Source organism: Streptomyces sp. NPDC087428 (assembly GCF_044744085.1).
GTDB lineage: Bacteria > Actinomycetota > Actinomycetes > Streptomycetales > Streptomycetaceae > Streptomyces.
Genome location: NZ_JBIUXR010000001.1, coordinates 324,515 through 349,662, shown reverse-complemented (window position 1 = coordinate 349,662; position 25,148 = coordinate 324,515). Strand labels below are relative to the sequence as shown.

The following is a 25,148-nucleotide window of genomic DNA, read 5'->3' as shown; positions in this document are numbered from 1 at the left end:
GTCAGCCACCTCCCGTCTTGGCCTTGATCAGTTCCCGGGTGCGTTCGGCCCGCTCGGCGAGGACGGCCCCGCTCAGGCCGATGCCGAGCAGGACCAGGCCCGCGGTGGCGATGCCGAGCCAGGGGGCGAGCAGGCCCAGGCCGATGCCGAGGCACGCGATGCCGAGCAGGGCCAGGACGTCGTAGCGGTCCACCGCCACCTCCCGTGGGTTACAGGGACATGCCCTGGGTCTCGTAGATGGACGGTGCGGGCATGCCGCGCATGGCCCCGTCGATGGCGAACAACAGGCTCGGCATGCCGTCGATGCGTTTGCCGGTCTTGCCGCGGTCGGGCTTCACCGGCCGGATGCGGTCGGGGTCGTCTCGAGGCGACTTGCACTCGAGGTTGTCGGCCATCCACCGCGCGACCGGGTTGCCGTAGTGGGCGTACTCCTTGGCCTTGAGGCCGCGCATGAACTCGGCCATGGGCGGCGTCATCCTCGAGTAAGTGGTGTCGGACTCCACCGTCTTGAGCCGGGTCCGCTTCTCGATCTCCTGGCGGACCGGCTCGCCGCACCACTTGTCGTACGTGATGTCGACGATCCGGTGCAGCTGGTGGTCCGTCTCGACGTCGTCGTAGATCGTGTCGTAGTCGATCGTGTCGCCATCGGTGAGCGTGATCCACCCGTCGGCCGCCCACTCGGAGAACTTCCCGCCGGTGTGCCCGTCCAGGTGCGGGGCGATGGACTCCGGCGCCCAGAACCGCCAGATGATCGACCCGTCCGGGAAGAGCAGCGTCCAGGCCGTCAGGTCCAGCTTGCTCGAGAGGTCGAGCCCTGCCCAGCAGCGCTGGCCCTCGAGGCGGCCCGCGATCCATCCCGGCTGCGGGGCGATCTCCCGGGCGTTCATGTCCCACAGGTCCATCGCGATCCAGCGCGTCACCTGGGACACACGCTGGTTCAGACGGAACTGCCTGAACCCGTTCTCCTTGGACAGGTCATTGCGGGCCTCGTCCGCGTCCTCGCGCAGCGACTGGAGCGACAGGAAGTCACCCAGGCCCGGGTTGGGCCAGGCCCAGTTCCGCTCGTCCCACGGGTCGATGGACACGGGGAGTTCGGGCCGGGCGGGGAACAGGCGCCACAGGCGCTCGAGCTCGTCGACCGTGCGCGGCATTTTCCGCACGAACGCGAAGTGGTGCGGGGTCCGGCTCGGGTCCTCCATGACCCGGTCGGCCTCGTCGATGAACTCGGCCCCGAACGACGCCTGGTCCGATGTCTCCGTCGTGATGGCCAGCATCAGCGCCTGGGTACGCGCGCCGGCCGCCGTCGTCATCGCCTTCCACAGCGAGTCGTCCGGCTGCGAGAGGACCTCGTCCAGGATGAAACAGTGCGGGTTGTGGCCGAGCTCGGTGTCCGCGTCCGAGGGGATGACCTCGTAGTGGCTGCCGGTCTGCTCGTCCACGATGCGCCGGGCGTTCTTGATGTGCGTCAGCCGACCGGCCAGGACCGGCGACTTCTTCATCATCTTCGTGGCGGGCTCGAACACCTTGCCCGCCTGGCGGGTGTTCTTCGCCGCGCCGTAGACCTCGGCGGACTCCTCGCCGTCACCGACCACCATGTACAGCGCGATCCCGGACAGCAGCGCGCTCTTGCCGTTCTTGCGCCCCATGACGATGGTGGCGCGGGTGTAGCGGCGGACGTAGCGTCCCCACTGATCGGACCAGGTCACCTCGCCGAACAGCGGCCGGATGATCTCGTGCTCCTGCCACGGAGCCAGGACGAACCGGTGGTTGGCCATCGCGCCGGCGGGATGGCGCAGGAGCTCGGCGAAGAACTTGACGACGCGGTCGGCCCGGGGCTCGCAGTAGTGCGACCCGGTCCGCTCGCACGTCGTCTTGTCCAGGGTGTAGCCGCAGCGGCCGCCCTTGCGCGACCGCGGCCGCCACCGCTTGGTGTGGTCGATGCGCAGCGCGCGGCGCCGCCGGGCGGGCGGCCGTACGGAGGCCTTGCTGCGGGCGGGGCGGGTGGTGGTCCGCGTGGCCATGGCGCCCTCCCCACGTCAGGACAGCAGCCGCTCCGGTCCCGCGCCGGCGCCTTGCGGCTCGATCTTCAACTGCGCCCGGTCGGACGGCGTCAGGCCGAACCGGGCCCCGTACCTCTGGACCTGGGCATCGGCCGAATCGAGCGCCATGAGCCAGGGGTTCTTGCCCTGGCGATGGCCGGTCAGCTCACCGTTCTTGTTGAAGACGGGGAGCTCCACCACGGCGCCTTCCTCGGCGACGTGCTCGGCAGCGTCACGGCGACGGGCCACGGCGTCGCACCAGTTGGCGTACGCCTCGATGTCCCACGGCGTCATCACGCCCTTGGCGACCAGGTCGTCGATGAGGACATCCCAGACCTGCAGGGCGTCCTCGCTCAGCCAGTCGGGCGGCTCGATGTCGCCGGCCCCAGGCTGCGGCTCGTCCGTGTTGATCCGGTCCTTGCGGTCGCCGTGCAGGATGCGCAGCGCCGTGGGCTTGGGCGGCGGTCCGCTCACGGCCAGCTCCCTTCCACCGGGTAGGTGAGACCGGGCGGGCTGATGAGCTCGCGCCCGGTGAAGGCGTCCAGGACCAGTGGCCACATGGCGTCCCCCGGATGGGAGCAGACGGCGCGGGCCTTGGCCTCGCTCGTGAACACGCCGCCGAGGTCCCAGTCCAGCGCCCATCCCTGGGCGTCGAAGCTGCGGACCTGGGCGACGACCCACACCTGAGCAGGCTCGACCATGATCACCTCCGGTGACGTTGGGTGACGGCGGGCCTCCTGGTACGGCGGATCCGCGAACCTGTCAGCGCGAGAGGGGGCTCCCCCCCGCGTTCCGCGGGGCCCCGGGCCAGCGATCTGGGTCCCCCTACCCCCGTCACGCTCAGTACTCCGGGCCGCGCCGGTTCCATCCGCCGGCCTGGTGCTGTGCGGTCTGTGACGAGTGGCACGGGTGGCACAGGCCGCGGCCGCGGCGCGGGTCGTGGTCGTCCAGGCCACGGGCGACGAGCTCGCGCTTGGACAGCGGCCAGTGGTCAGCGTGCACGGCCGGCGCCTTGCGGCAGAGCACGCACACGGTGTCGCGGGCCAGGACGCCGGCGCGGAAGCGGCGCTCATGCTCCCTGCCGTAGCCCTGCGCAGCGGCCGAGGGGCGGGGGCGGGGTCGGGTGCAGCGGGGGCACTTGCCTGCCCCGGGGGTGGGGGTACCGGGGCAGCCTGGCGTCGTGCACCTCTTCGGTGCTCGCGTGGGCATGGCGGGTCAGTAGCCCTTGCACATGTGTCGCACGGTCAGCCATGCGCCGTACAGGGCGCCTCGGATGGGCGGAACGTCGACCTGTAGGTGGACGCACAGGGTGCCGTCGGGGGCTCGTGTGGCGGTCGTGGCGTAGTGGCCGGTCGTGGAGATGCGGACGCGAGCTCCGACCCATCGCGGGAACCCGGACAGGGTGGACATGGCGGCCATGAGTCCTCCTGGGCATGCGTGAGCCCGGCCTGCATGGCGCGGGCCGGGCTCGGGGTGAGGCTGGGTCAGAAGTCGGGGCAGAGGTGCTTGTGCGTCGCGGCAAGGATCTTCTTGGCGGTGGCGAGGCCGTGCCCATCGGGGTGGGTGGGGCTGCTCCACCGCTTGTTGGTCTGGTCGGCCTGCTTGGCCTCGTCGCCGGGGAACCGCTTGATGATGCCGCAGGTGTCCATGCCGCGGCTGACGGCCTTGTCCCTCTTGCCGTGGGCGATGTCCACGTCGATGGCGTTCAGGGCCTTGATGTAGGCAGCGGTGGTGGCGGTGTCCGGTCTGGGCGGGAGACCGGCTGCCTTGCGTGCGGCGTCCAGGTCGGCCTGGCTGGCGGTCTTGCTGGCCGGTGCGGCGGGCTTGTCGTTGTCGCTGCTGCCGCATGCGGTGAGCGTGGTCAGGAGCAGGCCGGCCGTGACGATGGCTGCGGTGCGGGTGCGCATGATCCCCCCTGGGATGTCGTGATGAGGGGGAAGCGTGTCACGAATGTGTGGGACCCGTGATGACCTCGGGCGGGTTGGTGCGCGAGACCTGCAGCCCTTCGCTCGCGACCAGCGAGTGGGCGGCATCCCGGACCAGGTGCTCGGTCGTGTTCGGGTCCATGCCGCCGTCGAGCAGCTCCCGGCGGAACGTGTTGAGCTTCTGGGCGGTCGTCATGATTCGGGCCTTCCGGTGAGGGTCTCGGGGATGCCGTGGAGGCGCAGGGCGCGGCCGCGGGTGGCTACCTCGGCGCGGGCGACGTCGGCGAGCGTGTACAGGGGGTGTCCGCGTTCGGTAAGGCCGGTGGGCTGTAGGTGGCCGCGGCGTGCCCACTGGCGGACGGTGGCGGGCTGGATGTGGGCGGTGCCGGCGGTGAGGGCCTGGCGGGCGCGGTCGGCGTGGGCGGCGGCCTCGGTGGTGGTGAGCCAGGTGGTGTCCATGGGCCTCCCGTCCGGGCGCAGCAGAGCCCCTGCCGGTGAGGTCAGGGGCTCGGTAGAGACAGGTGTGGTGCTGGCAGCAGTGTGACGCCAATTGGTGATCATGTCCAGTGGGATGGGTTCGGACGCGCCGAGGCCCCGCTCTGCGGTGAGCAGGGCGGGGCCTCGTTCAAGCGTCAGCGCTGCATCCATGTAGCGCTGATAGATGCTCTGGTCGGACGCTACCCGGCGTGCAGGGGTCAGTCCTCCCAGGGCATCTCGGGGACGGCGGGGAGTCCGGCGGCTTCCCGGCGGTCCATCTCGCGGCGCACCGAGTCGGCGGTCTCGGGGTTGAGGCCGGGGGCGGTCTGGCCGAGGAGCGTGTCGCGCTCGGCGTCCGGCTCCTCGTCGGCGCCCAAGTAGTCGTCGTAGTTCATCTCAGATCTCCTCTTCGTCGGTCAGTACGGCGTCCGTGGTGGTGGGGTCAGCGGTGATGCGGATATCGGCGATGCCGGGGAGGGTGGGCCGCTCGCATCGGGTTCCCATGTGCGTCATCGTCCCGTCTGGGTCTGGCCGTTGGAGGCCGAACCGCGCTTTTCGGTGGCGCGGGCGGCGGGGTAGTAGTCGGCGAACTCGCCGGCGTGCGCCAGGAGCTGCGCCGCAGTGGCGCGCAGTTCCGTCCACCAGCGCCGGGCCGTCTCGTCGTCGGTGATCGTGCGCGCCGGGGTCGCCTCGGCCACGGCCTGAGCTGCGGCGCTCAGCTGGCTCATGGCCGTTTCGGCCTGCGCCGCCCGTTGCGCCATGCGCTGCGCCGGTGTCTCGGCCGGCGCTTCGGTGGCGACGAGGTCGCGGCGCACGGTGTCCTTGCCGACGCCGAGCTGCGCCGCGATGGCGCGGTTCGATGCGCCACCCTGCGCCAGGCGGCGCACCTCTGCGCGCCGCTGTGCCACGGTGAGAGCGCCAGTCATTGGCCGGCCTCCGTGTCGCGGGAGGTGCGGTATCCGGTGGTCGGATACTCGGCCAGCTTCTTGCGGAGGTAGTCGACGTTCCACTGGATGTCGGCCGGGTTCTCGGCGAGGGCGCCGCGGGCGGTGAGGACGGCGAGGCTGGCTCGTCGGTCGAGGAGCGCGCGGAACTTGTCGAGGTCGGCGCCGGTCGCCGGGAACGGGATGTCGATCGCGTCGAGGACTGCGTCGAGGAGTGCGCGGAGGTCGTCGGCGTTGCTCATTCGGCGCTCACCCCCTGGGCGGCGATGAGTCGGAGGGTGGCCGCGTACTGGCCGCGGGTCTGGTCGGGGCCGACGGGCGGGGCAGCGGCGAGGAGGTCCTGCTCTGCGTCGTAGGCCTCCTCGGTGTCGCCGAGCAGCTGTTCGGCGAGGACGAGGCAGCGGGCGGCGCGGATCGCCTCGTGCATCGGGGCGTTGGCGCGCTGGGTCTGCAGGGTGTCGGCGAGTCGGCCGAGGAGCAGGCGGGTGGTGTCGGTGAGGGGTGCCGGGGTGTCGGTGGCGCGGATACGATCGCGCATGGGTCGGTCCTCCTGGTTGAGTCAGGTGGTCGGCTGGGTCCCGGTCGGAGGTGCGAACTCCGGCCGGGGCCGTGTATCGGCGGTGCGTAATGCTTGCCCGTGACTGTAGGGGCCCCATACAGTCACGGGCAAGTGGTACGCAGAAATCAGAGAGGTGCGGCTGTGAGCGAGGGCGAGGCGCGGCGGGTGTCGGACGCCATCGACGCCGTGGAACGCATCGCGGACCCAGAGGTACGGGTGCGGGCCAAGAGCCGGATCATGGCCGAGCAGGTCAAGCGGAACCGGGCGTGGTCCCAGGAACGCAGCGACCTGATCCGGAAGTTGTGGGCCGACGGGGGCGGGCTGTCCTACCGGGAGATCGCCGCCCGGCTGGACATCAAGCTGAGCACGGTCCAGGACGCGTTCCGGGAGTACAAGGGCTCCGGCGTACACCGTCCCCGCGCGGACAAGCCGCCGGCCGACCAGTGAGCACCGCTGCGCCCCGCCCGTGGCAGTCGGGCGGGGCGCAGCTGCATCTACTGGTCAGGCGGCGGTCAGGCGTTCCTTGGCGGTCGCCGCGTACGCCGCTGACTGCTCGATGCCGATGAAGCGCCGGCCCTCCTGGAGGGCGGCCACGCCGGTGGTACCGGACCCGGTGAAGGGGTCGAGGACCAGGCCGCCCGCGGGCGCGATGCGGACCAGCTGGCGCATGACGCTGACCGGCTTCTGTGTGATGTGGACCCGGGCCTGCCCGCGCGGCTGTGAGCCCTCCAACCACCCCGGCAGGTAGATGGTGGGGGCGTGTCGCAGGGGGTCGCCGCGGGAGCCCCACAGGACGTATTCGCACTCGCGGCGGAACCCGTTCGCCGTCGGCCTGGAGATGGGCTTGCGCCAGGGGATGATGCCGCGCCACGTCCACCCGGCGGCCTGCAGGGCGTCGCTGGTGGCGGGGAGCTGCGCCCAGTCTGTGAACGTAAGCAGCGAACCCCCGGGCAGGGTCAGACGGTAGGCGTCACCGAGCACCAGGCCGAGCCAGTACGTGTACGCCCGTTGGTCGCGGGTGTCGCCGTCGAAGTCCACCAGGGCGTGCTGCGCGTCGCCGCTCACGTACTTGTCGCGCGCGCCCTGCGCCCGGCGCTCGGCGTTGGTCCGGCCTCCGGAGTTGTACGGCGGATCGCAGATGACGGCGGTCACTGGGGTGTCGAGTGTGGGGAGAATGGTCAGGGCGTCGCCGTGGTGCAGGGTCCAATCACTCATCTGGGGCCTCCTATGCGGGTCGCATACGCCGGATGGCGAGCGAGTCAGTGCACGTGCCACTGATCATTAACGCACAAGTGTTCTATTTTGTGACGGAGGTATGTCAGGCCGCCGCGGCCTGCTGCGCGCCGATGCGCAGGGCCAGGGCGGCGAGGGCGGGCATGACGGCCGCCCGGTGCGCGGCGTACTCGTCGGGGGTGAGCCGGTGCCCGCAGGCGTCGCAGGAGATGTGGAGCTCGTCTTCCTTCTCCACCAGGGCGAATGCCTGACAGTCCGAGGCAGAGCACGGCGCATCCATGAGGCGGCGCCGCGGCCTGGTGTGGGTGATGCGCCGGATCCGCCGCAGGACGGCCTCGAGCTGTTCGTACAGGTCGGCCGACCACGGCCGGGTCACCGCGTACGGCAGGTACGCGTCCAGCCAGGAGCACCAGGCCGTAATGCTGCTCCCACCCCGGGCGACCGGTCCGGTGCACGGCTCGATCCGGACCGTTCCGTGCTCGTCGCGCCATACGGACGGGAGCTCGGCGGCGAGGTAGCGGGCCCACCCGTACAGCAGCGGCGCGAGGGGCACGTCGGCGCACTGGTCGCCGTGCGGGTCGGCGAGCGGGACGACGTGCCCGGGGCCGAGGAGGTCGAGAACCTCGACGCGGACGGGCAGCGGGGAGTGGGCGCGGCCACTGCCGCCACGCTGCGCCGGGCCGGTGTCCGGGCGCAGCAGGTCCTGCAGGAGCGGAAGATGCCGGGGGATCTCCCGCAGCCAGGTGTGCATCCGATACGCGCAGCCGTCGCACAGGTAGCAGCCGGCGGGGGCGTGGCGGTGGCAGATGTCGCAGGTGTTGTCCATGGCGTCTCCGTGCAGTCGGTGCGGTGATGCAGGTGCCCGGCCGGGTGGGATCCGGCCGGGCGGCGGGTCAGGTGGTGGGGCGGCGGGGCCCGGGGTGGTTGCGGCCGCAGCGGCAGGCGGGTTTCCGTCGACGGGCTCGGTCGGATCGGTGGTGGGTCCGGAGCCGGTACAAGATGGCGCTCAGCACGGCGTGGGCTGCTGCGCCTCGTCGGCCAGGCGGCGGAGGCGCTCGGCGCCGTACATCAGGCCGCGCTCATGCTCGGAGCGGTTCCCGAAGATGGGGGTGCCAATTTCGGTCAGGAGGTCGGCGGCCTCGTTCAGCGCGGCAGCCCGGATCTCCGTGTCGCCCCGCAGCTCGAACTCCGTGGCCCGGTCAACGGGTGCGGCCACAGCGGCGCGCAGTTCGTCGATGTCCGCACGGACCAGCCGACCCCACGGCCCCCGATCGGACTCATCGAGCACATCCGCGAAGCCCGCGGCGTGAGCGGCGAGGCGGTCGACAAGCACCCGCAGGTCGGCAGGCGCGGTCTCGGGCTGCTGGCCGGTGGTGCCGAGGACCAGCCGGGCCGGGGCGGTGGCTTCGAGTTCGACGATGCGGCACCAGGGGCAGGCGTGGGTGTGCTCGGAGTCGACAAGCCAGTCGGCGTGCAGCCCCTTCGGGCACTGCTGCGGGTTCATCACCTCGTACTCGGCGAGCTGCGCTTCAAGCTGGGCGACGCGGTCGGTGGTGGGTGTGATGTTGAGCACGTGGGTCTCCTCGATGGCGGCCCGGTCCTGCTGGGGGGTACCGGGAGTGGTGGCGGTGATGCGGCGGGGGTGGGCAATGTGGCTGGTGATGAGCGCGGTCGTGATGACGACAAGGGCAACGGCAGCGAAGACAGGGATCACTGACCTCGCCTGTCCTTCCTGGCCTGGTGCTGGGCTGCGCCGACCGTGCTGTGTTCCCGGCTACAGGTGTCGCACCGGCAGTCCCAGTTCCCGTACGCGTTCGCGCCGTGGGTGAACTGGGCGGTGCCCGCGGCCCGGCGGGCGTACCGGTCGGTCTTCGCCGCGTTCAGGCGGGCGACGTTCCCGGCACGGCACTTCTTGCACCTGCAGCCGCGCTTGTAGGCGCCCGGCGTCCCGCACCCGCTCACCGGCGGCCGCCAGGTGCTCGGAATGCCGTGCCGGGCCCGAGCCCGCAGCACGGTCCGCCACGACACCCCCAGCTCCTCGGCGATCAAACGGTCCTGCAGACCGGCCGCGGCCAGGACGCGAACCCGGTCCACACGCTCGGGAGACATCAGCGGGCACCGCCGGTCTGCGACGCACGCCACGCCTCGACGACCGGGCCCGGGATCGACCCGCGGTCGGCCACGCTGTACCCGTTCGCGCGGGCCCACGCCCGGACGGTGGTCTGGTCGTAGCCGGTCGGCGACGACTTCCGCCGGGGCCTCAGCTGCTCCTTGCGGGCCCGCACTTCCTCGAGCTGCTTGAGCAGGCGCTGCTCCTCGGCGTCGGCCTCGGCGCGCTCCTCGTCCTTGGCGTACAGGCCGCGGAGCTCGCGCAGGAGCAGCCGGGCCTGCTGGGCCTTGCGGACCACGAACTTGGTGTCGTGCGCCTCGGCCCAGGCGAGGAGCTGGCCGACGGGGAGCGACACGGTGGCGCCGGCAGACGGGAGGGTGGGCGGCTGGGGCATGGGCTTCCTCTTTCTGGCGGTGGTCTGAGGGGGCGGGGCGGGGCATTCGTCATCGATGAGGCGGCGCAGGGCGGCGATCGTCATGCCGGCCGCCACTGCGGGCGCTTGGCCCGGTCGCCGAGCCGCCATCCGTCCAGGCCCTCGAGGAGATCCCGGACGTGCTCGTCTGCCTGCGGGTCCGGGGTCGTGCGCCGGGGGCCGCCGTAGGTGCCGTCCGGGAATTCCTCGAGGGCGGCCACCGCGGCGGCCAGCGTCACGGCGTCCTCGCTGGTCACGGCTGCCGTCCCTGCCACGGGACCGGACGCACCCCGGAACGGGCCCGCTGAGCGCTGCTGCTGCGCCTGGGCGGCGGGCTGCTGCAGGTGGCGTGGTGGGGCATGGCCTGCCACTCGCCCGGACGGATCTCGGGCCGGGCCGCGGTGACGGAGCGGACGTACAGCACCCCGTCCGCCGCCTGCATCACGGCCAAGTTCCCGGCGGCGGTGGGCTCGGCGTCGATCGGCTGCCGGCGCCCGTTCGCGGTGGTGAGCGCCCAGCAGATCCGGGCGTTGCAGCGACGGCAGATGGTGATGAGAGAGGTGCTCGGTTTCATGCTGGATTCCCTCCGGGGTCGATCTCGACGAGGTGGGGCAGGACCAGGGCGTGGCCGTAGGCGTACGTGGCACCGGCCCGCCCGTACGCGGTGATGGCCTGGCGGACGGTCTCGGGGGTGGCGGCCGCACGGAGCTCGGCGCGCTCGGCCCCGTCCAGCTCCGGCCACGGGGCGGCGGCCGCGCCCCGGACGGGCAGCACCGCCACGGGCGGGGCAGCAGGTGGCGCGGCCGGTACGGGCTGCGCCACCTGGTCCACGAACTGCTGCTGCGCCCCGGCGGCGCCCTGTAGGGCGTGCATGGTGTTGTCGTGGCAGACGGGGCAGGCCTGGCCGGTGTGCCAGGTGGTGCGGGACTCGCAGGCCTCGAGGCCGCAGCCGCGGCGGACCAGGCCGGAGCCGAGGATCCAGCGGCCGACGTCGCCGCGGCGCGGGTCCTCGGTGCTGGCCCAGCGGATCGTCAGGCGGGCGGTGAGGCGCTCGGTGCCGACCCCGGCCGAGAGCTGGCGGCCGATCTCGTGAGCGATGCGGCGCAGCATGTACGAGCGGATCGCCGGGAGTTCGTGCCGTACCGGCTCGAGGACCTGCCACACCCGGGGCGACAGCTGCAGCCCGGGGCCGGTGTAAGCCGAATCCGTGGCCCCGCTGGTGTTGCTGCGCTCTTCGCCGTGACCCGCAGCGCGGGACGTCGGCCCCGCCGGGTTTTCCACAGGGCGAGGCGCCTTACTACCTGCATCTCGCCTACGGCGGATCCCACCACCCACGCCGCTCTTTCGTCCGAGTCGGTCAGTCCTGAGGTCTTCCCTAGACGGGGACCCGTCAGCTGTGCGGGGAGCCGATCCGTCATGTATGTCAGGGATCGCGGCGGCCGGTTCGTCGGCGGCCGCGGGCTCGTCGGCGACGTCGTCGAGGACGGGGTGCAGCGGGCGCTGGTGGGCCTCGTAGACGTGCCGGCCGCGCGGGCCCTGGCGGCGGTGGACGGTCACCCAGCCCAGGTCCTCGAGCGAGTCGACGAGGCGCATCACCTGCCGTTCGCCGAGGGGCTGGCCGGCGCTGTCGCCGTACTGATGGCGGACGACGTCCTGCAGGTCGGAGAGGGCCAGGGGGATGCGGCGGATCTGGGCGTAGCTGATCGCGGCGTACAGGCGCAGCTGGCGGGGCGTGAGGGACGTTGCGGCGCGGGCGGGGAGCCAGACGAACAGCTCGCGGTCCGTGTCGACGGGCCGCACCGAGCGTTCGGCGGACTCCCCGTCACCATCGCGGGAGGTCTTTCGGACCGTGACGACCTCGGCGACGCTGTCAGCCCCGGCGGTGTTGAGCTGCGTCAGCGCGCGCTCCACGGCCGATTTGGACAGCCCGAGGTACTCGGCGAGCGTCGCGACTCGAGCACGGCAGCCCTCGGGCCGCATGCCCAACGCTGCGATCTTGATGTAGACGCTCAGGGCGGCATCGCCGTACTGAGCACCTACAACCAGGCGCAGGGGAACACAGACACGAAGACCACCGCCGGTGCGCGGCCGCGCCGAAGCGGCCGCGCGGGGCGGCTGCAGGCACGGCGCCGCAGCAGCTGCTGCGTACGCGACGGCGGTGGTCAACGAATTCTCCAGGGTGGGTCAGGCGGTGGGCTGGGACTGCTGGGCGGCCCGAGCGACGGCGATCTCCCGCTCCCGGGCGCGGCGCGGCTCCAACAGCACGAAGTTGAGGGCGCGCTGAGCGAGGAGCCCGTAGGCGTACGCGACGTCCGCCAGGCCACCCGCGACCTCGCCCGCGCGGAACATCTCTCCGGCCTCGTGGTCACTGACGTAGTCCCGGCCGGCCAAGTCCTCGGCGGCCGCGGCGGCGTGCGTGCAGCGCAGGACCGAGTCGTATGCGGCGTCCAGGGCCGGTCCACCGGAGTAGGTGTCGAGGCCCGGGATGTTCATGCCGCCCGAGACGGGGCGGCCGTCCTCGGTCTGGAACCGGACGTGCGCGGGTGTCCCGCCGTCCAGCACCGTCCGGATTGCCCAGGCCGCGCCGGACGCGAACAGGCAGGCGGCCTCCTCATAGCGGCGGCCGACCTCCGACTCGAGGTCGCCATAGAGACGGCTCAGGCCGAACAGGGCGTCCACGTGCGCCTCGCGGGTCAGCGGGTTGTTGTAGGCGGTGACCCGGCCCTCGATCGTGATGCGGCCCTCGTGGGCCTTGCGCCGGTCGATGTTCACCGTTTCGACGGCGACCTGCGCGGCACGGTGGGCGAGCTGGTACTCGTGGGCCGTCTCGTACAGCGCGTACACGCTGTCGAACAGCGACTCGATCCAGTGCTGGTTCTCAGGCATCGGTGGTGGTCCGTTCCATGGTGGCGGGATGGGACTGCTGGGCGGCGCGGCGACGCAGGCGGGGTTCGAGCTGCGCCGGGATGGTGAGGCGGAGTTCGGCGTTCTCGTAGCGGTCGCTGCGGCGGGTCTGCCGGATCCATCCGCGCTGGCGCAGCGTTGTGAGGGCGACGGCGACCTGCCCGGCGTGGAGGCCGGTGTCGTGGACCAGGCCGATCAGGCGGGGCTGGTCCTGGGGCTGGATCTCCCCGTCCGCGTCCGCGTGGATCGCGAGGCCGTACGCGACGAGCTGGTGGTGGGCGTGGAGGCTGGAGCTGTCGATGCCGAACAGGTACAGCTCCCGGAACGTGGTGACGGGGGCGGCAGGGCGGCGGGTGGGCATGTTCGCCGGGCTGGGGCGGCGGGGGTCTGCGGCAGTGCTCACGACTGCTCCTGTTCTGCAGGCGGTTCGCGGTCGAGCTGGTTGAGGTAGGACCCGGCGGGCCAGCCGGGGCCCGGCGGGGGCTCCGGCCGGCCCGCGAGGGCGGACGGTGTGTGGCGGTCGCACTTCCACCCGGTGACGTACCGGCGGGCGTAAGTGAGGCCGTGCGGCGGCACATCGCCGCACGGCCGTGCGGAACCGCTCACAGGGCGGTCCGGCCGCAGTTGCGGCAGACGAGGCGCCCGGACTCGGTGGTGTCGTGCGGCCGCTCCAGGTGAGCGCACGTCAGCGAGTGGCACGCCAGGTAGAGGCAGCTGTCCGGCGGGGCGCCCGACGGGTCGCCGTCGGGGCCGGCCGTCGGGGCGCGGTGCCCGCGGGCGTAGGTGCTGACCAGGACCAGGGTCGCGGCGGCCAGGAGCACGGGCACCCAGAGGAGTACGTCCTCAAGTTCGAACACTGGCGGCCTCCTGCTGCTGCGGGGCCGGGGTCACGCGGACCTCGGCGAGCGCGATGCCGTACGTCGCGCACAGGCCGGAGCACCACACCCGGTCCGGGTCGGTGGAGCCGTAGACCCCGGCGCGCACCCACCCGTTCTGCAGGTCGGACTCGGGCGTCTCGTCCGCGACGGCCCCGCACAGGGGCGTCGTGCACGTGCCGGGGGCCACGGGGTGGGTGCCGAGCCGCGGCAAGTTCTCCAGCAGGCTGGTCGGCTCGTTCCTCTTCTTCTTGCCCGTGGGCCGGTTCTTCGGCGGGGAGTTGAATTCGGGCGGGGGCGGGGAGGTGATTCCGGGCATTTCTCAGCCCTCCTTGCGGTGGCGTGCGGTGCGGGTGATGTGGCGGTCTGCGATCCAGCCGATGACGATGGCGGCCAGGTCGAGGACGCCGAGAGCGATGAGCGCGAGGAGCAAGACGTCCTCGCTGGTCACCACTCGGCGTCCGGGTCGATGTCCGCCTCGATGCGCAGCGCCTGGACGACGTAGCCGGTGGGCTGCTCGTCGCCGCCGTCGACCTGGACGACGAGCTCCCACGGCTCCTCGGGGTCGTCCTCGTCGCCCATCCAGTCGAAGAGCAGCACCGCGTCGTCCGGGTGCTCGTCGCTCAGCCAGGTCTCGCAGCGGCGGCGGGCAACATCGGCGGTGGTGTAGCGGCCGATGGCGATCGAGTCGTGGGACGCCCGGTAGTACGTCAGGCCGGTGTCGGCCGCCGCCGGCAGCCCCGCCAGGAGGCTGATGCCGTCGACCCAGGACCGGACCTCGGCCAGGTCCTCACAGATCAGCGCCTCGCCGAGCTCGTCCAGGCCCTGCAGAATGCGCGCCCCGGTGGGCTGCTCGCGCAGCGTCCGAGCCAGCGCGGACAGGACGACCGTGCGGGCCACGGCGACCACTGAAGTGACCTCGGCCTCGGCGTCCGCCGCGGTGGTCTTCTCCAGCTCGGCCGGGACGGACGGCGCCGCCAGCAGCCCCGCCATCTCGAGGGCAGCCGCCAGGCTGTACGGCTCAGCGTTACCGGCCTTCATCGCGAGGCCGAGTGTCACCGCTGCCCGCTCGATTCGCGCCGGGTCGATGCTCGCGGCGCTCATGCCGTTCCCCCGATCCGCCGGCCGGGCAGGACGCCGTAGGTGATGGCAAGCGCGATGGCCTGGCCGGCGGACCGGGCCTTGAGCCGCCGGTATGCCGCCTGCCGGTGAGTGCGCACGGTGTTGCTGCTGATGCACATGCGGCGAGCCGTGTCCGTCGGGGTGTCCCCGCGGGCCAGCCCGTCCAGGACGCTGATCTGCTGGGCGGTCAGCTGGACAGGAGACTGGGCGCGCTTCGCGTCCAGGACCGCGCCGTGGACAGACTCGGCCAGCGCGGTCACGTCCGCGACGGTGAGGGGGAGCTCCCGCTCGTCCGCGAAGGTGAGGATCTGGGTGCGGATCGCGTCGTGCAGCTGGGTCCTCATGCCGACCGCCCGCGCAGCCGGAGCCGGGCGACGACCCGGGCGAAGGCGAGCGGCGTGGGCGTCGGCTCCTCGGCCCTGGCCTCGGCGGCCGCGCACACCGGGGTGGCGATGGCGGCCAGGGCCTCGGCCTTGGTGACGGGGCGCGGCGCGGGGGCGAGCGGCCCGGACGTCAAGTAGACGTGGGAGAGGCGCTGCGGGGTGTCGTCCCCGGTCTGCATCAGCGCCGTGCCGGTGATGTCTCTCTCACCGGTCCAGGTCCACCGGCAGCCGTACGCGTCGATCCACGTCAGGGACAGGTCGAAGACGAGACCAGCGGCTTCGGCGGTCGCCGGGATGGTGGTCGTCATGCCGCCACCTGCCCGGGGACCGAGGACGTGTCGATCAGGGTGTACGCCTCGAACTGGATGCCGTCCACGGCGCCGACCGCCGACACGTAGGTGGTGGTGCCATCGTCGCCATGGGGGCGCTCGGTCACCGGCATACCGAAGCGGTCGGCGACTGCCGCCACCGCGGCCGCGTCATGGTGGAACCGCCAGTAGATCAGCGGCCCATCGGACCACGGCGACAGCGGGATCCTGGCCTTGACCGGGAGAACGGGGGCGGCGCTCATCATCTGTTCACAGACAGACAGGGCGGCCAGGTAGCCGTCCTGGCGGGCCAGTTCCTGGACGACGCGAGCTCGGGAGGCCTCGGCGCGGCACGTGGCCTCGTCCATGTCGGCGAGCTGACGCAGGCCGGGGTTCCGCTCGAGAGCAAGGGCGCTCCGCACGCCGGTGTACGTCGTCGGGGCCTTGGTGAGGAGCAGCCGCCAGGGGCGCTCGCCCTCGGGCTGCTGCGCGGCGGCGAGCGCAGCCGCGATACGGGACTGGGTAAGGTGCTGCACGGTGTCCTCGATTTCTTTGGGGTTGAGAGGTGCCGTTGGGGTCGTCCGGACCTGATCCGTCCGGCGGCCCCGCTGCGCGTTGTGGGTCAGGCGGCGGTGCGGCCGGCCTCGTACTCGGCGAGCTCGGCCGCCCGTGCTTTGCGCTGGGCTTCCCTCTTCGCCTCGCCCTTGCTGCGGCGGGCCTGCGCGCTCTTGATCCCGAGCTCGGTGTAGAAAGCGCTGCGGAGCGACTCGGCCACCTTCTGGATCTGCTCCTCGGTGGCGTCCGGGAAAGCGGTTCGGGCCTTCTCCAGGAAGCGGGTGTGGTGGCTAGCGCGGCGGGCGGCTGCGGTACGGCTCGCCCTGTCGGGGGTGTTGCTCCAGCTCTTGTGCGCTGCGTACCGCATGCGCATCGAGCGGTCGCTGGTGTTCATGGGTGGGGTCCCTTCGGAGTTCGCCCACGCCCATGGGCGTGGGCGGTGGGTCAAAAAAGAGAGCGCCCTGGTGGACGCCAAGGATGTCCGCGATGCGGTGCGCTACCTCGGGTGTCACGGTCGTGCGCTCTCCGCACAGCATGGCGGAGACCTTCTGCTTCGAGATCCCCGCGCGGGCCGCCAGGTCCTGTCCGGTAACTCCGCGACCTCCGGGGGCCCACTGCATGAGGGCCCGCAGGATGTCGGGGTTGGTCAGGTGAAGTCTGGCAGGGGGCATGCGGTTCCTCCGTGGTGCTGTCCACGTTCGTGGACGACCCCACTAAAGCACACCGTTCGGGCGGTGTCCACGAACGTGGGCGACCTGGCTTTCGGTCAAGTTTCAGAACAGTTCTCACCCAACGCTCGCGCGGTGCCCTTGATCGTGGACAATGTTGTGGAACGGGGGAAGGGTTGTGCGTCCTGACCTGCGATGTTGTGGCTATATGCGGTTGAAAGGTGTGGACTGTGACGCCCAGAGAGGCGGTAGTGATGCCCGAGCAGCGAGACGCGCTGACCGAATTGGTTACGCAGTACGTCGGCGATGGCAAGCGCTGGTCCACCCGCGAGTTCGCGCAACGCGCCGTGGACCCGGACACTGGTTGGTCACCCAGTAAATCCCTAGTAGGGAAGATCATCAACGGGCAGGGGTACACCATCACCCCCCAGTTCGTTTCCGCCCTCGCCGTCGGATTCGACCTGCCCCGCGAGGTGGTTGCCGCTGCTGCGCACTTCCAGGTGATCGGCTACACCGAGTCCGAGCTGACCGGCGAGGCGCCGGCGCGGCTTGTCCACGAGATCGGTCGTCACCCTGGCGACGTCCCCAAGTCGCGTGCCGTAGCGGAGCGTTGGGCTGCCGACGGGTAGATGTGTTGTGTATTTGTCTCGCGAGCTGATCGCCCCCGCACTGTCACGATGTGAGCGATCTCGGTCCGTTTGGCCGCGCAGCCTGCATGAATAGTCTCTGTAGTCGTATGGTTACGTGACCTCGCGCGGTTCGAACGCGTGTGCGATCCGGCGTGTCCGGAGCATTGCGGGACAGGGGGTCATGTGACGGATGTACTGACGGAACGTGCAGAGCTGGACAGGGGGATTCCCATGATGTATAGGGACTACGGAGATCGAGTCCGCATGGCGTACGACCCCGCCCAGATCAACGAAGCCGCAGCACTCGCGCTGCTCTGCACGCGCGTGCCACGGCTCCTCGGTCATCTCGCGCTCGCCCAGCCCCCACGCTGAGCCCATTCGGGCGACCGGCTACCCCCCAAGCCGGTCGCCAGGGCTCAGCCGCTTGTGCGCCAGTCGCGCCCGCTCCGACCCCGCAGACGCCGCATACCGGCTGAGCATCTGCCGGCTCTTCCACCCCGTGATCCGCATCAGGTCATCCTCGTTGCCGCCGCCGACCTTCCACTGATGTGCGAACGTGTGCCGGAACTGGTGAGGGTGCAGCGGTGCGATGCCTGCCTCGGCGCAACGGCGCTTCAGCATGGTCCCCACGCCCCACAGGGTGATGCGCTGCCCCTTGTTCCGGTCGCCCCACCACAGCCACATGTCTTTCTCCAGCGGCTTGCCCTTATGCTTCGCCGCGGCCCGCAGGTACCGGTCCAGGGCGGTTGCCGTGGCCCGGCCGAAGGGGACGGACCGCCATCTGTCGTTCTTCCCGAGGACCTGCAACACCATCAGGTCCAGGTCGAGGTCCTCCACCCGCCGGTCCGTGCACTCCGACAACCGCACCCCGGTGTCGAGGAACAGCATCAGCAGCGCCGTGTCCCGGCGGTCCGCATACGTCTTTCCCTTGCACGCCCTGAACAGCTTCGTCAGGTTCTCGTCGGAGATGACCGGCACCTCCGTCTCCGTGACGGTCGGCGCCTTCATCGTGCGCATGGGGGAGCGGTCGAGTTCTTCCTCGTCGACGAGCCAGTTGAACATCGTCTTCAGCGAGCGGAAGTGCTGGTTCGCGTTGCTCGCCGACGTCCGGGCGATCGTGGCGGTGATGTACGCCTCCACGTGCTCCCGGTGGATGTCCTCGATCTCGGCCGGCGCCGAACGCCCCACTGTCCCGTCCTCGTTTGATGCGGGGCGGTATCCACGTTCCGCGTCGAGGAGGAAGGCAGCGAAACTCTTCGCTGCCTGGCCGTAGATGCGGATCGTGTTGTCGGACAGGTTTCGGGATTTCAAGGAACGCAGCCAGGACGCTGACATCGGAGCGAGGTTGTACCGCATGTCTGTCATGGCAGCACGATGCGCCCACTATCGTGGACAGTCAAGGCGCTTGGCCCGTAAGCGATGTGCATCGGGCCAACAAGAAGCCTCACCGGCGTTTCCGCAGGTGAGGCTATGTTTGCGCCCCCGGCAGGACTCGAACCTGCGGCCAAGCGCTTAGAAGGCGCCTGCTCTATCCACTGAGCTACGGGGGCCGGGTGGTGGCCTCGGTGACCTGGAGCCCTGGGACCCGGGCGGTCCGTGACCTGCCGGGACAAGGATAGGGCTCCGATCGCCTGGACCCGGTTGCTTCACCTGCGTGGCACGATGTGGAGGTTCGGTGAAGCGAAACGATAATCGCAGGTAGGTGCGATTCACGCATCGCTTTTGGCGCCTCGCGCCCCGGGTGTTGTGCACTCGTTATGCCTGCGCCCCACTCGTCCCCTCTGTCCTGAGGAGGAACCGCCGCGCAGAGGGGTCTATACGCTTCAAAAAGGCGCCAAAATTGGGCATTCTTCGCATGTGGTGACCTTGGACGTACGGCCTCAGCTCATCGACGCACTCTCCGCCCTGCGCGACCGTGTCGCTGCCGTGCGTCTTCCACTCCCGCTGCCGGGTGCTCCACGCGCCAGGCAGACCAGGATCGAGCTGCTCGCCCAGCTCGACGACTATCTGCTGCCCCGCCTCAAGGACCCCGAGGCACCCCTGCTCGCCGTCATCGGCGGGTCCACCGGCGCCGGCAAGTCGACGCTCGTCAACTCCCTTGTGGGGCGCCGGGTCAGCGAGGCCGGGGTGCTGCGGCCGACCACACGGACCCCGGTGCTCGTCTGCCATCCGGATGATCACCACTGGTTCGCGGACATCCGGGTGCTCCCGCAGCTGACCCGCGTCTGGCTGCCGCCCGAGGAGTCCGCGAACCCCGGCCAGTGCGACGACCTCGACGGACTCGACGGGAACGCGGCCGAGGACGGGACCGCGCTGCGCGTCGAGACCGCCGCCGGTCTGCCGCGCGGGCTCGCCCTGCTGGACGCCCCCGACATCGACTCGCTGGTCGTGCGCAACCGGGTACTGGCCGCCGAACTCGTCTGCGCGGCGGACGTCTGGGTGATGGTGACCACCGCCGCCCGGTACGCCGACGCCGTGCCCTGGCATCTGCTGCGCACCGCGAAGGAGTACGACGCCTCGCTCGTCACCGTCCTGGACCGGGTACCGCACCAGGTGATCGCCGAGGTGTCGCGGCAGTACGGGGCGCTCCTCGCCAAGGCCGGTCTCGGCGAGGTGCCCCGCTTCACCATCCCCGAACTGCCCGAGTCCGCGGGCGGCGGCAGCGGACTGCTGCCCACCACGGCGGTCGCCCCGCTGCGCGCCTGGCTCGCCCACCGTGCACAGGATCCGGCGGCCCGTCAGCAGGCGGTCGGACGTACGGCCGCCGGGGTCATCGACTCGCTCGACGTCCGGATGCCGGCCCTGGCCGGGGCCGTCGCGGCCCAGTACGCGGCCGCCGTACGGCTGACCGGCGTGGTCGAGGACGCGTACCGCAAGGAGGGCGCACGCGTCCGGCGGCGGCTGCGGAACGGCGGCGCGCTCGCCGGGGACGCCCGGACCCGGTGGCGCGGATACCCGCTGTACAGCACCTCGGAAGAGGTCCTGGAAACCCTGGTGGAGAGCCTCGCCGCCCTCCTGGAGTGCGCGGTGGCGGCCGCCGACGAACAGATCCGGACGACCTGGCAGCGGGAGCCGGCGGCCGCGGTGTTCGGCTTCGAGACGGTGGGCCGGGAGGAGGGGGGATGGGGGCCGGCGGAAGACATCCGGGGCCGGATCGCCATGACCGTACGGCGCTGGCGCAGGGTCCTGGAGGAGCTGGCCGAGGAGGAGGTGCGCCTCATGGAACGCAGCGCCGCGCCCGATCCGGAGACCGTCGCCGCCCTGCTGGCCGCCGCTCTGCTGGGCGGCCGCCGGGCCCGCACCGCGGGCGAACAGCTCGCCGAACGCATCGGCGTCCAGGGCGCGGTGCGGCTGCGCGACAAGGGCGGGGCACTGCTCAGCAGCTATCTCGACCAGGTGCTGGGCGGCGAACGCGACCGGCGGCTCGCCCCACTGGACGCACTCGACGTGGCACCCGAGCCGCAAGCCGAACTGATCGCCGCGCTGTCCGTACTGCAGAAGGAGAGGTGGCAGCGATGACTGCCGTCACTGACGAAGGTCCGGGCCGGGGACAGGGACACGGACCGGAACCGGAGCGGAGCCCGGACGAGGGCCCGGCGAAGGACCGGGACCGGCCGGCCAGGGGCTGGGACGACGGGCTCATCGCCCGCCGCGCCGCCGAGACCGTACCCCAGGAGACCCCCGAAGCCGCCCCGGAGGACGACGTACGCCCCCAGGTCGAGGCGTACGTCCCCTCCGGGAGCCCGCTCGGCCCCCGCCTGGACGCACTGCGCGAACTCGTCGGACTCTCCAGGGCCCGGCTCGACCGGACCGACCTCGCGGAGGCGGGCCGGGTGCTCGACGAGGCCGCCGCCCGCCAGCGGCTCTCCTCCCGGCACACCGTCGTCGCCGTCGCCGGAGCGAGCGGCAGCGGCAAGTCGACACTCTTCAACGCCCTCGCGGGCGCGCAGATCTCCGAAGCCGGGCTGCGCAGGCCGACCACCGCCGCGCCCCTCGCCTGTTCGTGGACGGACGGCGCCGCGGGGCTGCTGGACCGGCTGGCGATCCCGGGACGGCTCAGGCGCCGGCCGCAGCAGGGCGGCGGCACGGCGGCCGACGAGGCGCTTCAGGGGCTCGTCCTGGTCGACCTGCCCGACCACGACTCGGCGGCGGCCGGCCACCGCGAACAGGTGGACCGGGTACTGGCGCTGGTCGACGCCGTGGTCTGGGTCGTGGACCCGGAGAAGTACGCGGACGCCGCACTGCACGAGCGCTATCTGCGGCCGCTCGCCGGACACGCGGAGGTCACCTTCGTCGTCCTCAACCAGATCGACCGGCTGCCGGGCGAGGCCGCCGACCAGGTCCTGGACGATCTGCGCCGGCTGCTCGACGAGGACGGCATGGCCCTGGGCGAACACGGCGAACCGGGCGCCACCGTCCTGGCCCTGTCCGCGCTCACCGGCGAAGGGGTGGGCGAACTGCGCGAACTCCTGGGCCGGTTCGTCCAGGAGCGCACGGCCGCGACGCGCCGGCTCTCCGCCGACGTGGACGCCGCCGCGGCCAGACTCCGTCCGGTGTACGTCGCCGAGGGGCGGCCCGGACTGGGGGAGCGGGCCCGGGAGGAGTTCGCCGACCGGCTCGCGGAGGCTGTCGGCGCCGCCGCGGCCGGCGAGGCGGCGGAACGCGAATGGCGCCGCAACGCGGGCCGGGCCTGCGGGACGCCGTGGCTGCGGCTGTGGCGCTGGTACGAGTCCACCAGGCAGCCCCGGAGCCTGGACCGGGCGGCGCTCACCGCACCGCCCGAGGAACAGCTCACCGCCCGCCAGCGGGTCGAACAGGCGGTACGCACGGTCGCGGACGACGCCGTCGACGGGCTGCCGGGACCCTGGGCACAAGCGGTGCGCGAGGCAGCGGTGCACGGGGCGCAGGGGCTGCCGGAGGCGCTCGACGAACTGGCCGAGCGGGCCGGCGCGGCGCCGGTGCGGGGCGCGGACCCCGACAGCGGCGAGCCGGCGGAATCCGGCGGGCGGACGGGGACGCACCGGGGGCGCGGCGGCAGGCCCCCGCGACCGGCCTGGTGGCCCGCGGCCGTCCTGGCACAGGTGGCGATGACGCTGCTTCAGATCTTCGGCGGCCTGTGGCTGATCGGCCAGATCATCGGCGTGCTCGAACCGGGACTGCTGACGCCCGCGCTGGTGATGCTGGCGGGGATCATCGGCGGCCCGCTGGTGGAGTGGTCGTGCGCGGCGGCGGCCCGGGGACCCGCACGACGGTACGGCCAGGAGGCGGAGCGCCGGCTGCGCGAGGCCGCGGCGGCCTGCGGGCGGGCCAGGGTGCTCGATCCGGTGTCGGCGGAACTGGTGCGCTATCGCGAGGTGCGGGAGCGCTATGTGGCGGTGACGGAGTTTTCCACAACGGGCCGTTAGTCCACAGGCCCCAGCAGGAATTCCGCCTCCTCTTCACCATGGGATCAGTGACCGGACGCGAGGGCTTCGGGTCACTGAATCCAGACCGAAGGGGAGGCGGAGCCATGAACGAGACCTTGGTGACGCTGGTGGGCAATGCGGCCACCGGTGTGGAGTTCCGGGAGACCGCGAGCGGGGGAATGGCGCGATTCCGGTTCGCGGTGACGCCCCGGCGGTGGGACCGGGAGAAACAGCTCTGGGCGGACGGGCACACCAGCTTCTACACCGTGTGGGCATGGCGGACTCTGGCATCGAATCTGACGGGTTCCGTCTCCGTCGGGGAACCCCTGGTGGTGCACGGCAGGCTGAAGGTGCGTGAGGAGGAACGGGAGGGGCAGCGACGGACGTTCGTGGACATCGAGGCGACGGCGGTGGGCCATGACCTGACCCGGGGCACGTCGGCGTTCCGACGGGTACTCAGGGGTGAACCGGGGCTGATGTCGCGTAGGGGCGGCCCGGGGGCGGCCGAGCCGGACCGATGGGCTGTGCGCGAGGCGCCCGGCCGGGACCAGCCGCCACCACAGACGGCACCGGAACGGCCGGAACAGCCGGACCAACTGGATCTACTGGATGAGTCAGATCAGCCAGATCAGCCGGATCAGCCAGGCGGGCCGAATCAGCCGGCGCGGACAGTCGATTCGGATCAACCGGACCGGGCGGACCGGGCGGAACGCCCAACGGCCAGGCGGCGGGCGGTCCGCAGGAAAAGCGGCCCGGAACTCGTGTCCGCACCCTGACCGGACGGACGCAACGGCCTCTGGCTCAGAGCGTTACCGGGGATAACGATTCCGAGTCAGAATGGTTATCCGATGGTATGACGGGGGACTGTGCTTCGCTTCGTCCTTAGGATTCCCCAGTACTCACAGGGCACTTGAGTCGGCAGGCGGGACATTCCCCACACGCGCACCAGGCGCGAGGGTCTCGCCCGGAGGGGAATTCTGTGTTTTTTGCTTCTTCAGCGACCGCCTCGTCATCAAGGACGACGGTCAGTTCCCGGCGGATGCGGGGCATATCCCGCCTGACGGCGTCGGTGGTGGCAGCCGGTCTGGTCATGGCCGGCACCCTCGCCGGCGCGGGCGGTGCGGCCGCCGACGAGGCGCCTCAGCACCAGGGCGGCGCGAGCGCGGTACTGGACGGGTTGAAGACGTACGACGTCGCGGTGCTCCACGCGGACGGCAAGGATCAGAGACTGCCCGCCGGGCTCTTCGAGATGACCGTCGACGGCGGCGGCAAGCTCAAGACGTACTGCATCGACATTCACAACCCCACCCAGGACCAGGCGAAGTACCTGGAGACCCCCTGGGCCCAGACCTCGCTGGGCGGCAACAAGAACGCCGGCCGGATCCGATGGATCCTTGAGCACTCCTACCCGCAGATCGACGACCTCTCGGCACTCGCGGAGGCGGCGGGCACCGGGCCGCTCACCGAGAAGACCGCGGCGGCGGGTACCCAGGTCGCCATCTGGCGCTTCTCGGACGACGCCGACGTCGACGCGTCGGACGGTCAGGCGGAGAAGCTCGCCGACTGGCTGGAGAAGTCCGCCACCGACACGGCGGAGCCCAAGGCGTCCCTCGCCCTGGACCCCGCCGCCGTGTCCGGCCGGTCCGGTGAGCGGCTGGGGCCGGTCACCGTCCGCACGAACGCCGGTCAGGTCTCGGTGGCCCCGCCCGCCGACTCCGCCAGCGGAATCAAGGTCACCGACAAGAAGGGCAAGGCCGTCACCACGGCGGCCAACGGCTCCGAGCTCTACTTCGACGTCCCGGCCGCTTCCGCCGACGGTTCGGCCTCGCTGACCGTCCAGGCGACCACCTCGGTACCGGTCGGCCGGGCCTTCGCCGGAGTGACCAGGAGCCAGACCCAGATCCTGGCCGGCTCCAGCGAGTCCACGGTCTCGGCGAGCGCCACCGCGACCTGGGCCAAGAAGGGCGCGATGCCCGCGGTCTCCGCGAAGAAGAACTGCGCCAAGGGCGGTGTGGACGTCACCGCGAGCAACAAGGGCGACGAGGCGTTCACCTTCGAGCTGGCCGGAGCGGAGCACACCGTCGAGGCGGGCAAGTCCGAGACGGTGACCGTACCGGTCGCCGAGGACCAGGCCTACGACGTCACGGTCACCGGGCCGGGCGGGTTCACGAAGACGTTCAAGGGCGTGCTGGACTGCAAGACCAGCGGCAGCACCACCACCGGCGGCCTCGACACCCAGACCGCCGACCAGCCCAGCACGACCACCGCCACGGCCGGCGGCGGCTCCGCGGGCGCCGAGGGAGACCTCGCCGAGACCGGCAGCTCCAACGCCACCCCGGTCATCGCGGGAATCGCGATCGCCCTGGTCGTCATCGGCGGCGGCGCGGTCTTCTTCCTCCGCCGACGCAAGGGCCAGACCTCCGGCGAGTGATGAACCGTAGGCACACGGTCACGGTGTGCTGACGACGGCCCCGGTACGCAGCCGCGTACCGGGGCCGTCGCGTATCGCGGGGCCGGACTCCGGGATCCCGGTCGGCCGAGGTCGATGCCGGTGGATGCCCGGCAGACGCAGAAGCGGTTTCCCGCCGGGCGGCAGGTGG

The 25,148-nt window shown here is 71.6% G+C and carries 38 protein-coding genes, 1 tRNA gene and 1 pseudogene; 6 read left to right on the top strand and 34 right to left on the bottom strand.

The window, feature by feature from the left end:
- Position 1 precedes the first annotated feature (1 nt).
- The 13 genes from ACIO3R_RS01590 to ACIO3R_RS01530 form a co-directional block, all read right to left on the bottom strand.
- Positions 2-193, bottom strand: a complete 192-nt coding sequence (locus ACIO3R_RS01590; RefSeq protein WP_329615022.1) for a hypothetical protein — start codon at positions 191-193, stop codon at positions 2-4.
- Positions 194-209: 16 nt separating this feature from the next.
- Positions 210-2,021 (bottom strand): terminase large subunit, encoded by a 1,812-nt coding sequence (locus ACIO3R_RS01585; RefSeq protein WP_402102153.1) that lies wholly within the window; start codon positions 2,019-2,021, stop codon positions 210-212.
- Positions 2,022-2,036: 15 nt separating this feature from the next.
- Positions 2,037-2,513 carry a phage terminase small subunit P27 family gene (locus tag ACIO3R_RS01580; RefSeq protein WP_402102150.1) on the bottom strand — a complete coding sequence of 159 codons (477 nt, stop codon included), beginning with the start codon at positions 2,511-2,513 and terminating at the stop codon, positions 2,037-2,039.
- Complete coding sequence (locus ACIO3R_RS01575; RefSeq protein ID WP_402102147.1) at positions 2,510-2,740, bottom strand: hypothetical protein; 231 nt, start codon at positions 2,738-2,740, stop codon at positions 2,510-2,512. The genes ACIO3R_RS01580 and ACIO3R_RS01575 overlap by 4 nt, the downstream gene beginning before the upstream one ends.
- Positions 2,741-2,879: 139 nt before the next feature.
- Positions 2,880-3,041, bottom strand: a complete 162-nt coding sequence (locus ACIO3R_RS01570; RefSeq protein WP_402102144.1) for a hypothetical protein — start codon at positions 3,039-3,041, stop codon at positions 2,880-2,882.
- A 213-nt stretch (positions 3,042-3,254) separates the two neighbouring features.
- Entirely contained in the window at positions 3,255-3,458 is a 204-nt protein-coding gene (locus ACIO3R_RS01565; protein WP_402102141.1) for a hypothetical protein, read from the bottom strand.
- Between the two features lie 65 nt (positions 3,459-3,523).
- The gene (locus ACIO3R_RS01560; protein ID WP_402102138.1) at positions 3,524-3,946 is read right to left on the bottom strand and encodes a hypothetical protein; all 423 of its coding nucleotides are present in this window, start codon (positions 3,944-3,946) and stop codon (positions 3,524-3,526) included.
- Between the two features lie 37 nt (positions 3,947-3,983).
- The gene (locus ACIO3R_RS01555) at positions 3,984-4,160 is read right to left on the bottom strand and encodes a hypothetical protein (protein WP_402102135.1); all 177 of its coding nucleotides are present in this window, start codon (positions 4,158-4,160) and stop codon (positions 3,984-3,986) included.
- Entirely contained in the window at positions 4,157-4,423 is a 267-nt protein-coding gene (locus ACIO3R_RS01550; RefSeq protein WP_402102131.1) for a MerR family transcriptional regulator, read from the bottom strand. The genes ACIO3R_RS01555 and ACIO3R_RS01550 overlap by 4 nt, the downstream gene beginning before the upstream one ends.
- A gap of 236 nt (positions 4,424-4,659) precedes the next feature.
- Entirely contained in the window at positions 4,660-4,836 is a 177-nt protein-coding gene (locus tag ACIO3R_RS01545) for a hypothetical protein (RefSeq protein ID WP_402102128.1), read from the bottom strand.
- A gap of 114 nt (positions 4,837-4,950) precedes the next feature.
- Positions 4,951-5,367 carry a hypothetical protein gene (locus tag ACIO3R_RS01540; protein ID WP_402102125.1) on the bottom strand — a complete coding sequence of 139 codons (417 nt, stop codon included), beginning with the start codon at positions 5,365-5,367 and terminating at the stop codon, positions 4,951-4,953.
- The gene (locus ACIO3R_RS01535; protein WP_402102122.1) at positions 5,364-5,627 is read right to left on the bottom strand and encodes a hypothetical protein; all 264 of its coding nucleotides are present in this window, start codon (positions 5,625-5,627) and stop codon (positions 5,364-5,366) included. The genes ACIO3R_RS01540 and ACIO3R_RS01535 overlap by 4 nt, the downstream gene beginning before the upstream one ends.
- A complete protein-coding gene (locus tag ACIO3R_RS01530; protein ID WP_402102119.1) occupies positions 5,624-5,923 on the bottom strand; it encodes a hypothetical protein in 300 nt (99 codons plus the stop codon). Before ACIO3R_RS01530 ends, ACIO3R_RS01535 begins: the two co-directional genes overlap by 4 nt.
- 162 nt (positions 5,924-6,085) lie before the next feature.
- On the opposite strand from ACIO3R_RS01530, the gene ACIO3R_RS01525 reads away from it, so the two are divergent.
- Entirely contained in the window at positions 6,086-6,391 is a 306-nt protein-coding gene (locus ACIO3R_RS01525) for a helix-turn-helix domain-containing protein (RefSeq protein ID WP_402102116.1), read from the top strand.
- A gap of 54 nt (positions 6,392-6,445) precedes the next feature.
- Here ACIO3R_RS01525 and ACIO3R_RS01520 read toward each other — a convergent pair whose 3' ends face one another.
- The 19 genes from ACIO3R_RS01520 to ACIO3R_RS01430 form a co-directional block, all read right to left on the bottom strand.
- Positions 6,446-7,159: a DNA-methyltransferase gene (locus ACIO3R_RS01520; RefSeq protein ID WP_402102113.1), complete on the bottom strand. Its 714-nt coding sequence runs from the start codon at positions 7,157-7,159 to the stop codon at positions 6,446-6,448.
- 103 nt (positions 7,160-7,262) lie between these two features.
- On the bottom strand, positions 7,263-8,003 hold the full coding sequence (locus ACIO3R_RS01515; protein WP_402102110.1) for a hypothetical protein: 741 nt from the start codon (positions 8,001-8,003) through the stop codon (positions 7,263-7,265).
- 180 nt (positions 8,004-8,183) lie between these two features.
- The gene (locus ACIO3R_RS01510; RefSeq protein WP_402102107.1) at positions 8,184-8,891 is read right to left on the bottom strand and encodes a hypothetical protein; all 708 of its coding nucleotides are present in this window, start codon (positions 8,889-8,891) and stop codon (positions 8,184-8,186) included.
- A complete protein-coding gene (locus tag ACIO3R_RS01505; RefSeq protein WP_402102104.1) occupies positions 8,888-9,286 on the bottom strand; it encodes a hypothetical protein in 399 nt (132 codons plus the stop codon). Before ACIO3R_RS01505 ends, ACIO3R_RS01510 begins: the two co-directional genes overlap by 4 nt.
- On the bottom strand, positions 9,286-9,681 hold the full coding sequence (locus ACIO3R_RS01500; RefSeq protein WP_402102101.1) for a histone-like nucleoid-structuring protein Lsr2: 396 nt from the start codon (positions 9,679-9,681) through the stop codon (positions 9,286-9,288). The genes ACIO3R_RS01505 and ACIO3R_RS01500 overlap by 1 nt, the downstream gene beginning before the upstream one ends.
- A gap of 80 nt (positions 9,682-9,761) precedes the next feature.
- Positions 9,762-9,956 (bottom strand): hypothetical protein, encoded by a 195-nt coding sequence (locus ACIO3R_RS01495; protein WP_402102098.1) that lies wholly within the window; start codon positions 9,954-9,956, stop codon positions 9,762-9,764.
- Positions 9,953-10,273 (bottom strand): hypothetical protein, encoded by a 321-nt coding sequence (locus tag ACIO3R_RS01490; protein WP_402102095.1) that lies wholly within the window; start codon positions 10,271-10,273, stop codon positions 9,953-9,955. The genes ACIO3R_RS01495 and ACIO3R_RS01490 overlap by 4 nt, the downstream gene beginning before the upstream one ends.
- Positions 10,270-11,685, bottom strand: a complete 1,416-nt coding sequence (locus tag ACIO3R_RS01485; protein WP_402102092.1) for a hypothetical protein — start codon at positions 11,683-11,685, stop codon at positions 10,270-10,272. Before ACIO3R_RS01485 ends, ACIO3R_RS01490 begins: the two co-directional genes overlap by 4 nt.
- A 198-nt stretch (positions 11,686-11,883) precedes the next feature.
- On the bottom strand, positions 11,884-12,585 hold the full coding sequence (locus ACIO3R_RS01480; RefSeq protein WP_402102089.1) for a hypothetical protein: 702 nt from the start codon (positions 12,583-12,585) through the stop codon (positions 11,884-11,886).
- Positions 12,578-13,006, bottom strand: a complete 429-nt coding sequence (locus ACIO3R_RS01475) for a hypothetical protein (protein ID WP_402102086.1) — start codon at positions 13,004-13,006, stop codon at positions 12,578-12,580. Before ACIO3R_RS01475 ends, ACIO3R_RS01480 begins: the two co-directional genes overlap by 8 nt.
- Positions 13,007-13,205: 199 nt before the next feature.
- Complete coding sequence (locus tag ACIO3R_RS01470) at positions 13,206-13,460, bottom strand: hypothetical protein (RefSeq protein WP_402102083.1); 255 nt, start codon at positions 13,458-13,460, stop codon at positions 13,206-13,208.
- Entirely contained in the window at positions 13,447-13,797 is a 351-nt protein-coding gene (locus ACIO3R_RS01465; RefSeq protein ID WP_402102080.1) for a hypothetical protein, read from the bottom strand. The genes ACIO3R_RS01470 and ACIO3R_RS01465 overlap by 14 nt, the downstream gene beginning before the upstream one ends.
- A gap of 3 nt (positions 13,798-13,800) precedes the next feature.
- Positions 13,801-13,929, bottom strand: a complete 129-nt coding sequence (locus ACIO3R_RS01460; protein ID WP_402102077.1) for a hypothetical protein — start codon at positions 13,927-13,929, stop codon at positions 13,801-13,803.
- Positions 13,926-14,582 (bottom strand): hypothetical protein, encoded by a 657-nt coding sequence (locus ACIO3R_RS01455; protein WP_402102074.1) that lies wholly within the window; start codon positions 14,580-14,582, stop codon positions 13,926-13,928. The genes ACIO3R_RS01460 and ACIO3R_RS01455 overlap by 4 nt, the downstream gene beginning before the upstream one ends.
- Positions 14,579-14,944 carry a response regulator transcription factor gene (locus ACIO3R_RS01450; protein WP_402102071.1) on the bottom strand — a complete coding sequence of 122 codons (366 nt, stop codon included), beginning with the start codon at positions 14,942-14,944 and terminating at the stop codon, positions 14,579-14,581. Before ACIO3R_RS01450 ends, ACIO3R_RS01455 begins: the two co-directional genes overlap by 4 nt.
- On the bottom strand, positions 14,941-15,291 hold the full coding sequence (locus ACIO3R_RS01445) for a phiSA1p31-related protein (RefSeq protein ID WP_402102068.1): 351 nt from the start codon (positions 15,289-15,291) through the stop codon (positions 14,941-14,943). Before ACIO3R_RS01445 ends, ACIO3R_RS01450 begins: the two co-directional genes overlap by 4 nt.
- Positions 15,288-15,827 carry a hypothetical protein gene (locus ACIO3R_RS01440; protein WP_402102065.1) on the bottom strand — a complete coding sequence of 180 codons (540 nt, stop codon included), beginning with the start codon at positions 15,825-15,827 and terminating at the stop codon, positions 15,288-15,290. The genes ACIO3R_RS01445 and ACIO3R_RS01440 overlap by 4 nt, the downstream gene beginning before the upstream one ends.
- Before the next feature lie 86 nt (positions 15,828-15,913).
- Positions 15,914-16,240 (bottom strand): hypothetical protein, encoded by a 327-nt coding sequence (locus ACIO3R_RS01435; RefSeq protein ID WP_402102062.1) that lies wholly within the window; start codon positions 16,238-16,240, stop codon positions 15,914-15,916.
- Complete coding sequence (locus tag ACIO3R_RS01430) at positions 16,137-16,466, bottom strand: helix-turn-helix domain-containing protein (RefSeq protein ID WP_402102936.1); 330 nt, start codon at positions 16,464-16,466, stop codon at positions 16,137-16,139. The genes ACIO3R_RS01435 and ACIO3R_RS01430 overlap by 104 nt, the downstream gene beginning before the upstream one ends.
- A gap of 302 nt (positions 16,467-16,768) precedes the next feature.
- On the opposite strand from ACIO3R_RS01430, the gene ACIO3R_RS01425 reads away from it, so the two are divergent.
- Positions 16,769-17,143 (top strand): hypothetical protein, encoded by a 375-nt coding sequence (locus ACIO3R_RS01425; protein ID WP_402102059.1) that lies wholly within the window; start codon positions 16,769-16,771, stop codon positions 17,141-17,143.
- A 390-nt stretch (positions 17,144-17,533) separates the two neighbouring features.
- On the opposite strand, the gene ACIO3R_RS01420 is transcribed toward ACIO3R_RS01425, so the two are convergent.
- Positions 17,534-18,508, bottom strand: coding sequence for a tyrosine-type recombinase/integrase (locus tag ACIO3R_RS01420; protein ID WP_402102056.1), 975 nt, complete (start codon positions 18,506-18,508; stop codon positions 17,534-17,536).
- Positions 18,509-18,620: 112 nt separating this feature from the next.
- Positions 18,621-18,693 (bottom strand) — tRNA-Arg (locus ACIO3R_RS01415).
- 316 nt (positions 18,694-19,009) lie between these two features.
- Here ACIO3R_RS01415 and ACIO3R_RS01410 point away from each other — a divergent pair.
- The 4 genes and pseudogenes from ACIO3R_RS01410 (at position 19,010) to ACIO3R_RS01395 (ending at position 24,979) form a co-directional block, all read left to right on the top strand.
- Positions 19,010-20,662, top strand: coding sequence for a dynamin family protein (locus ACIO3R_RS01410; RefSeq protein ID WP_402102934.1), 1,653 nt, complete (start codon positions 19,010-19,012; stop codon positions 20,660-20,662).
- Positions 20,659-22,548, top strand: a complete 1,890-nt coding sequence (locus ACIO3R_RS01405) for a GTP-binding protein (protein WP_385032306.1) — start codon at positions 20,659-20,661, stop codon at positions 22,546-22,548. The genes ACIO3R_RS01410 and ACIO3R_RS01405 overlap by 4 nt, the downstream gene beginning before the upstream one ends.
- 104 nt (positions 22,549-22,652) lie before the next feature.
- A pseudogene (locus ACIO3R_RS01400) lies at positions 22,653-23,033 on the top strand (single-stranded DNA-binding protein); the annotation flags it as partial.
- A gap of 494 nt (positions 23,034-23,527) precedes the next feature.
- Positions 23,528-24,979, top strand: a complete 1,452-nt coding sequence (locus tag ACIO3R_RS01395) for an LAETG motif-containing sortase-dependent surface protein (protein WP_402102053.1) — start codon at positions 23,528-23,530, stop codon at positions 24,977-24,979.
- The last annotated feature ends 169 nt before the right edge of the window (positions 24,980-25,148 follow it).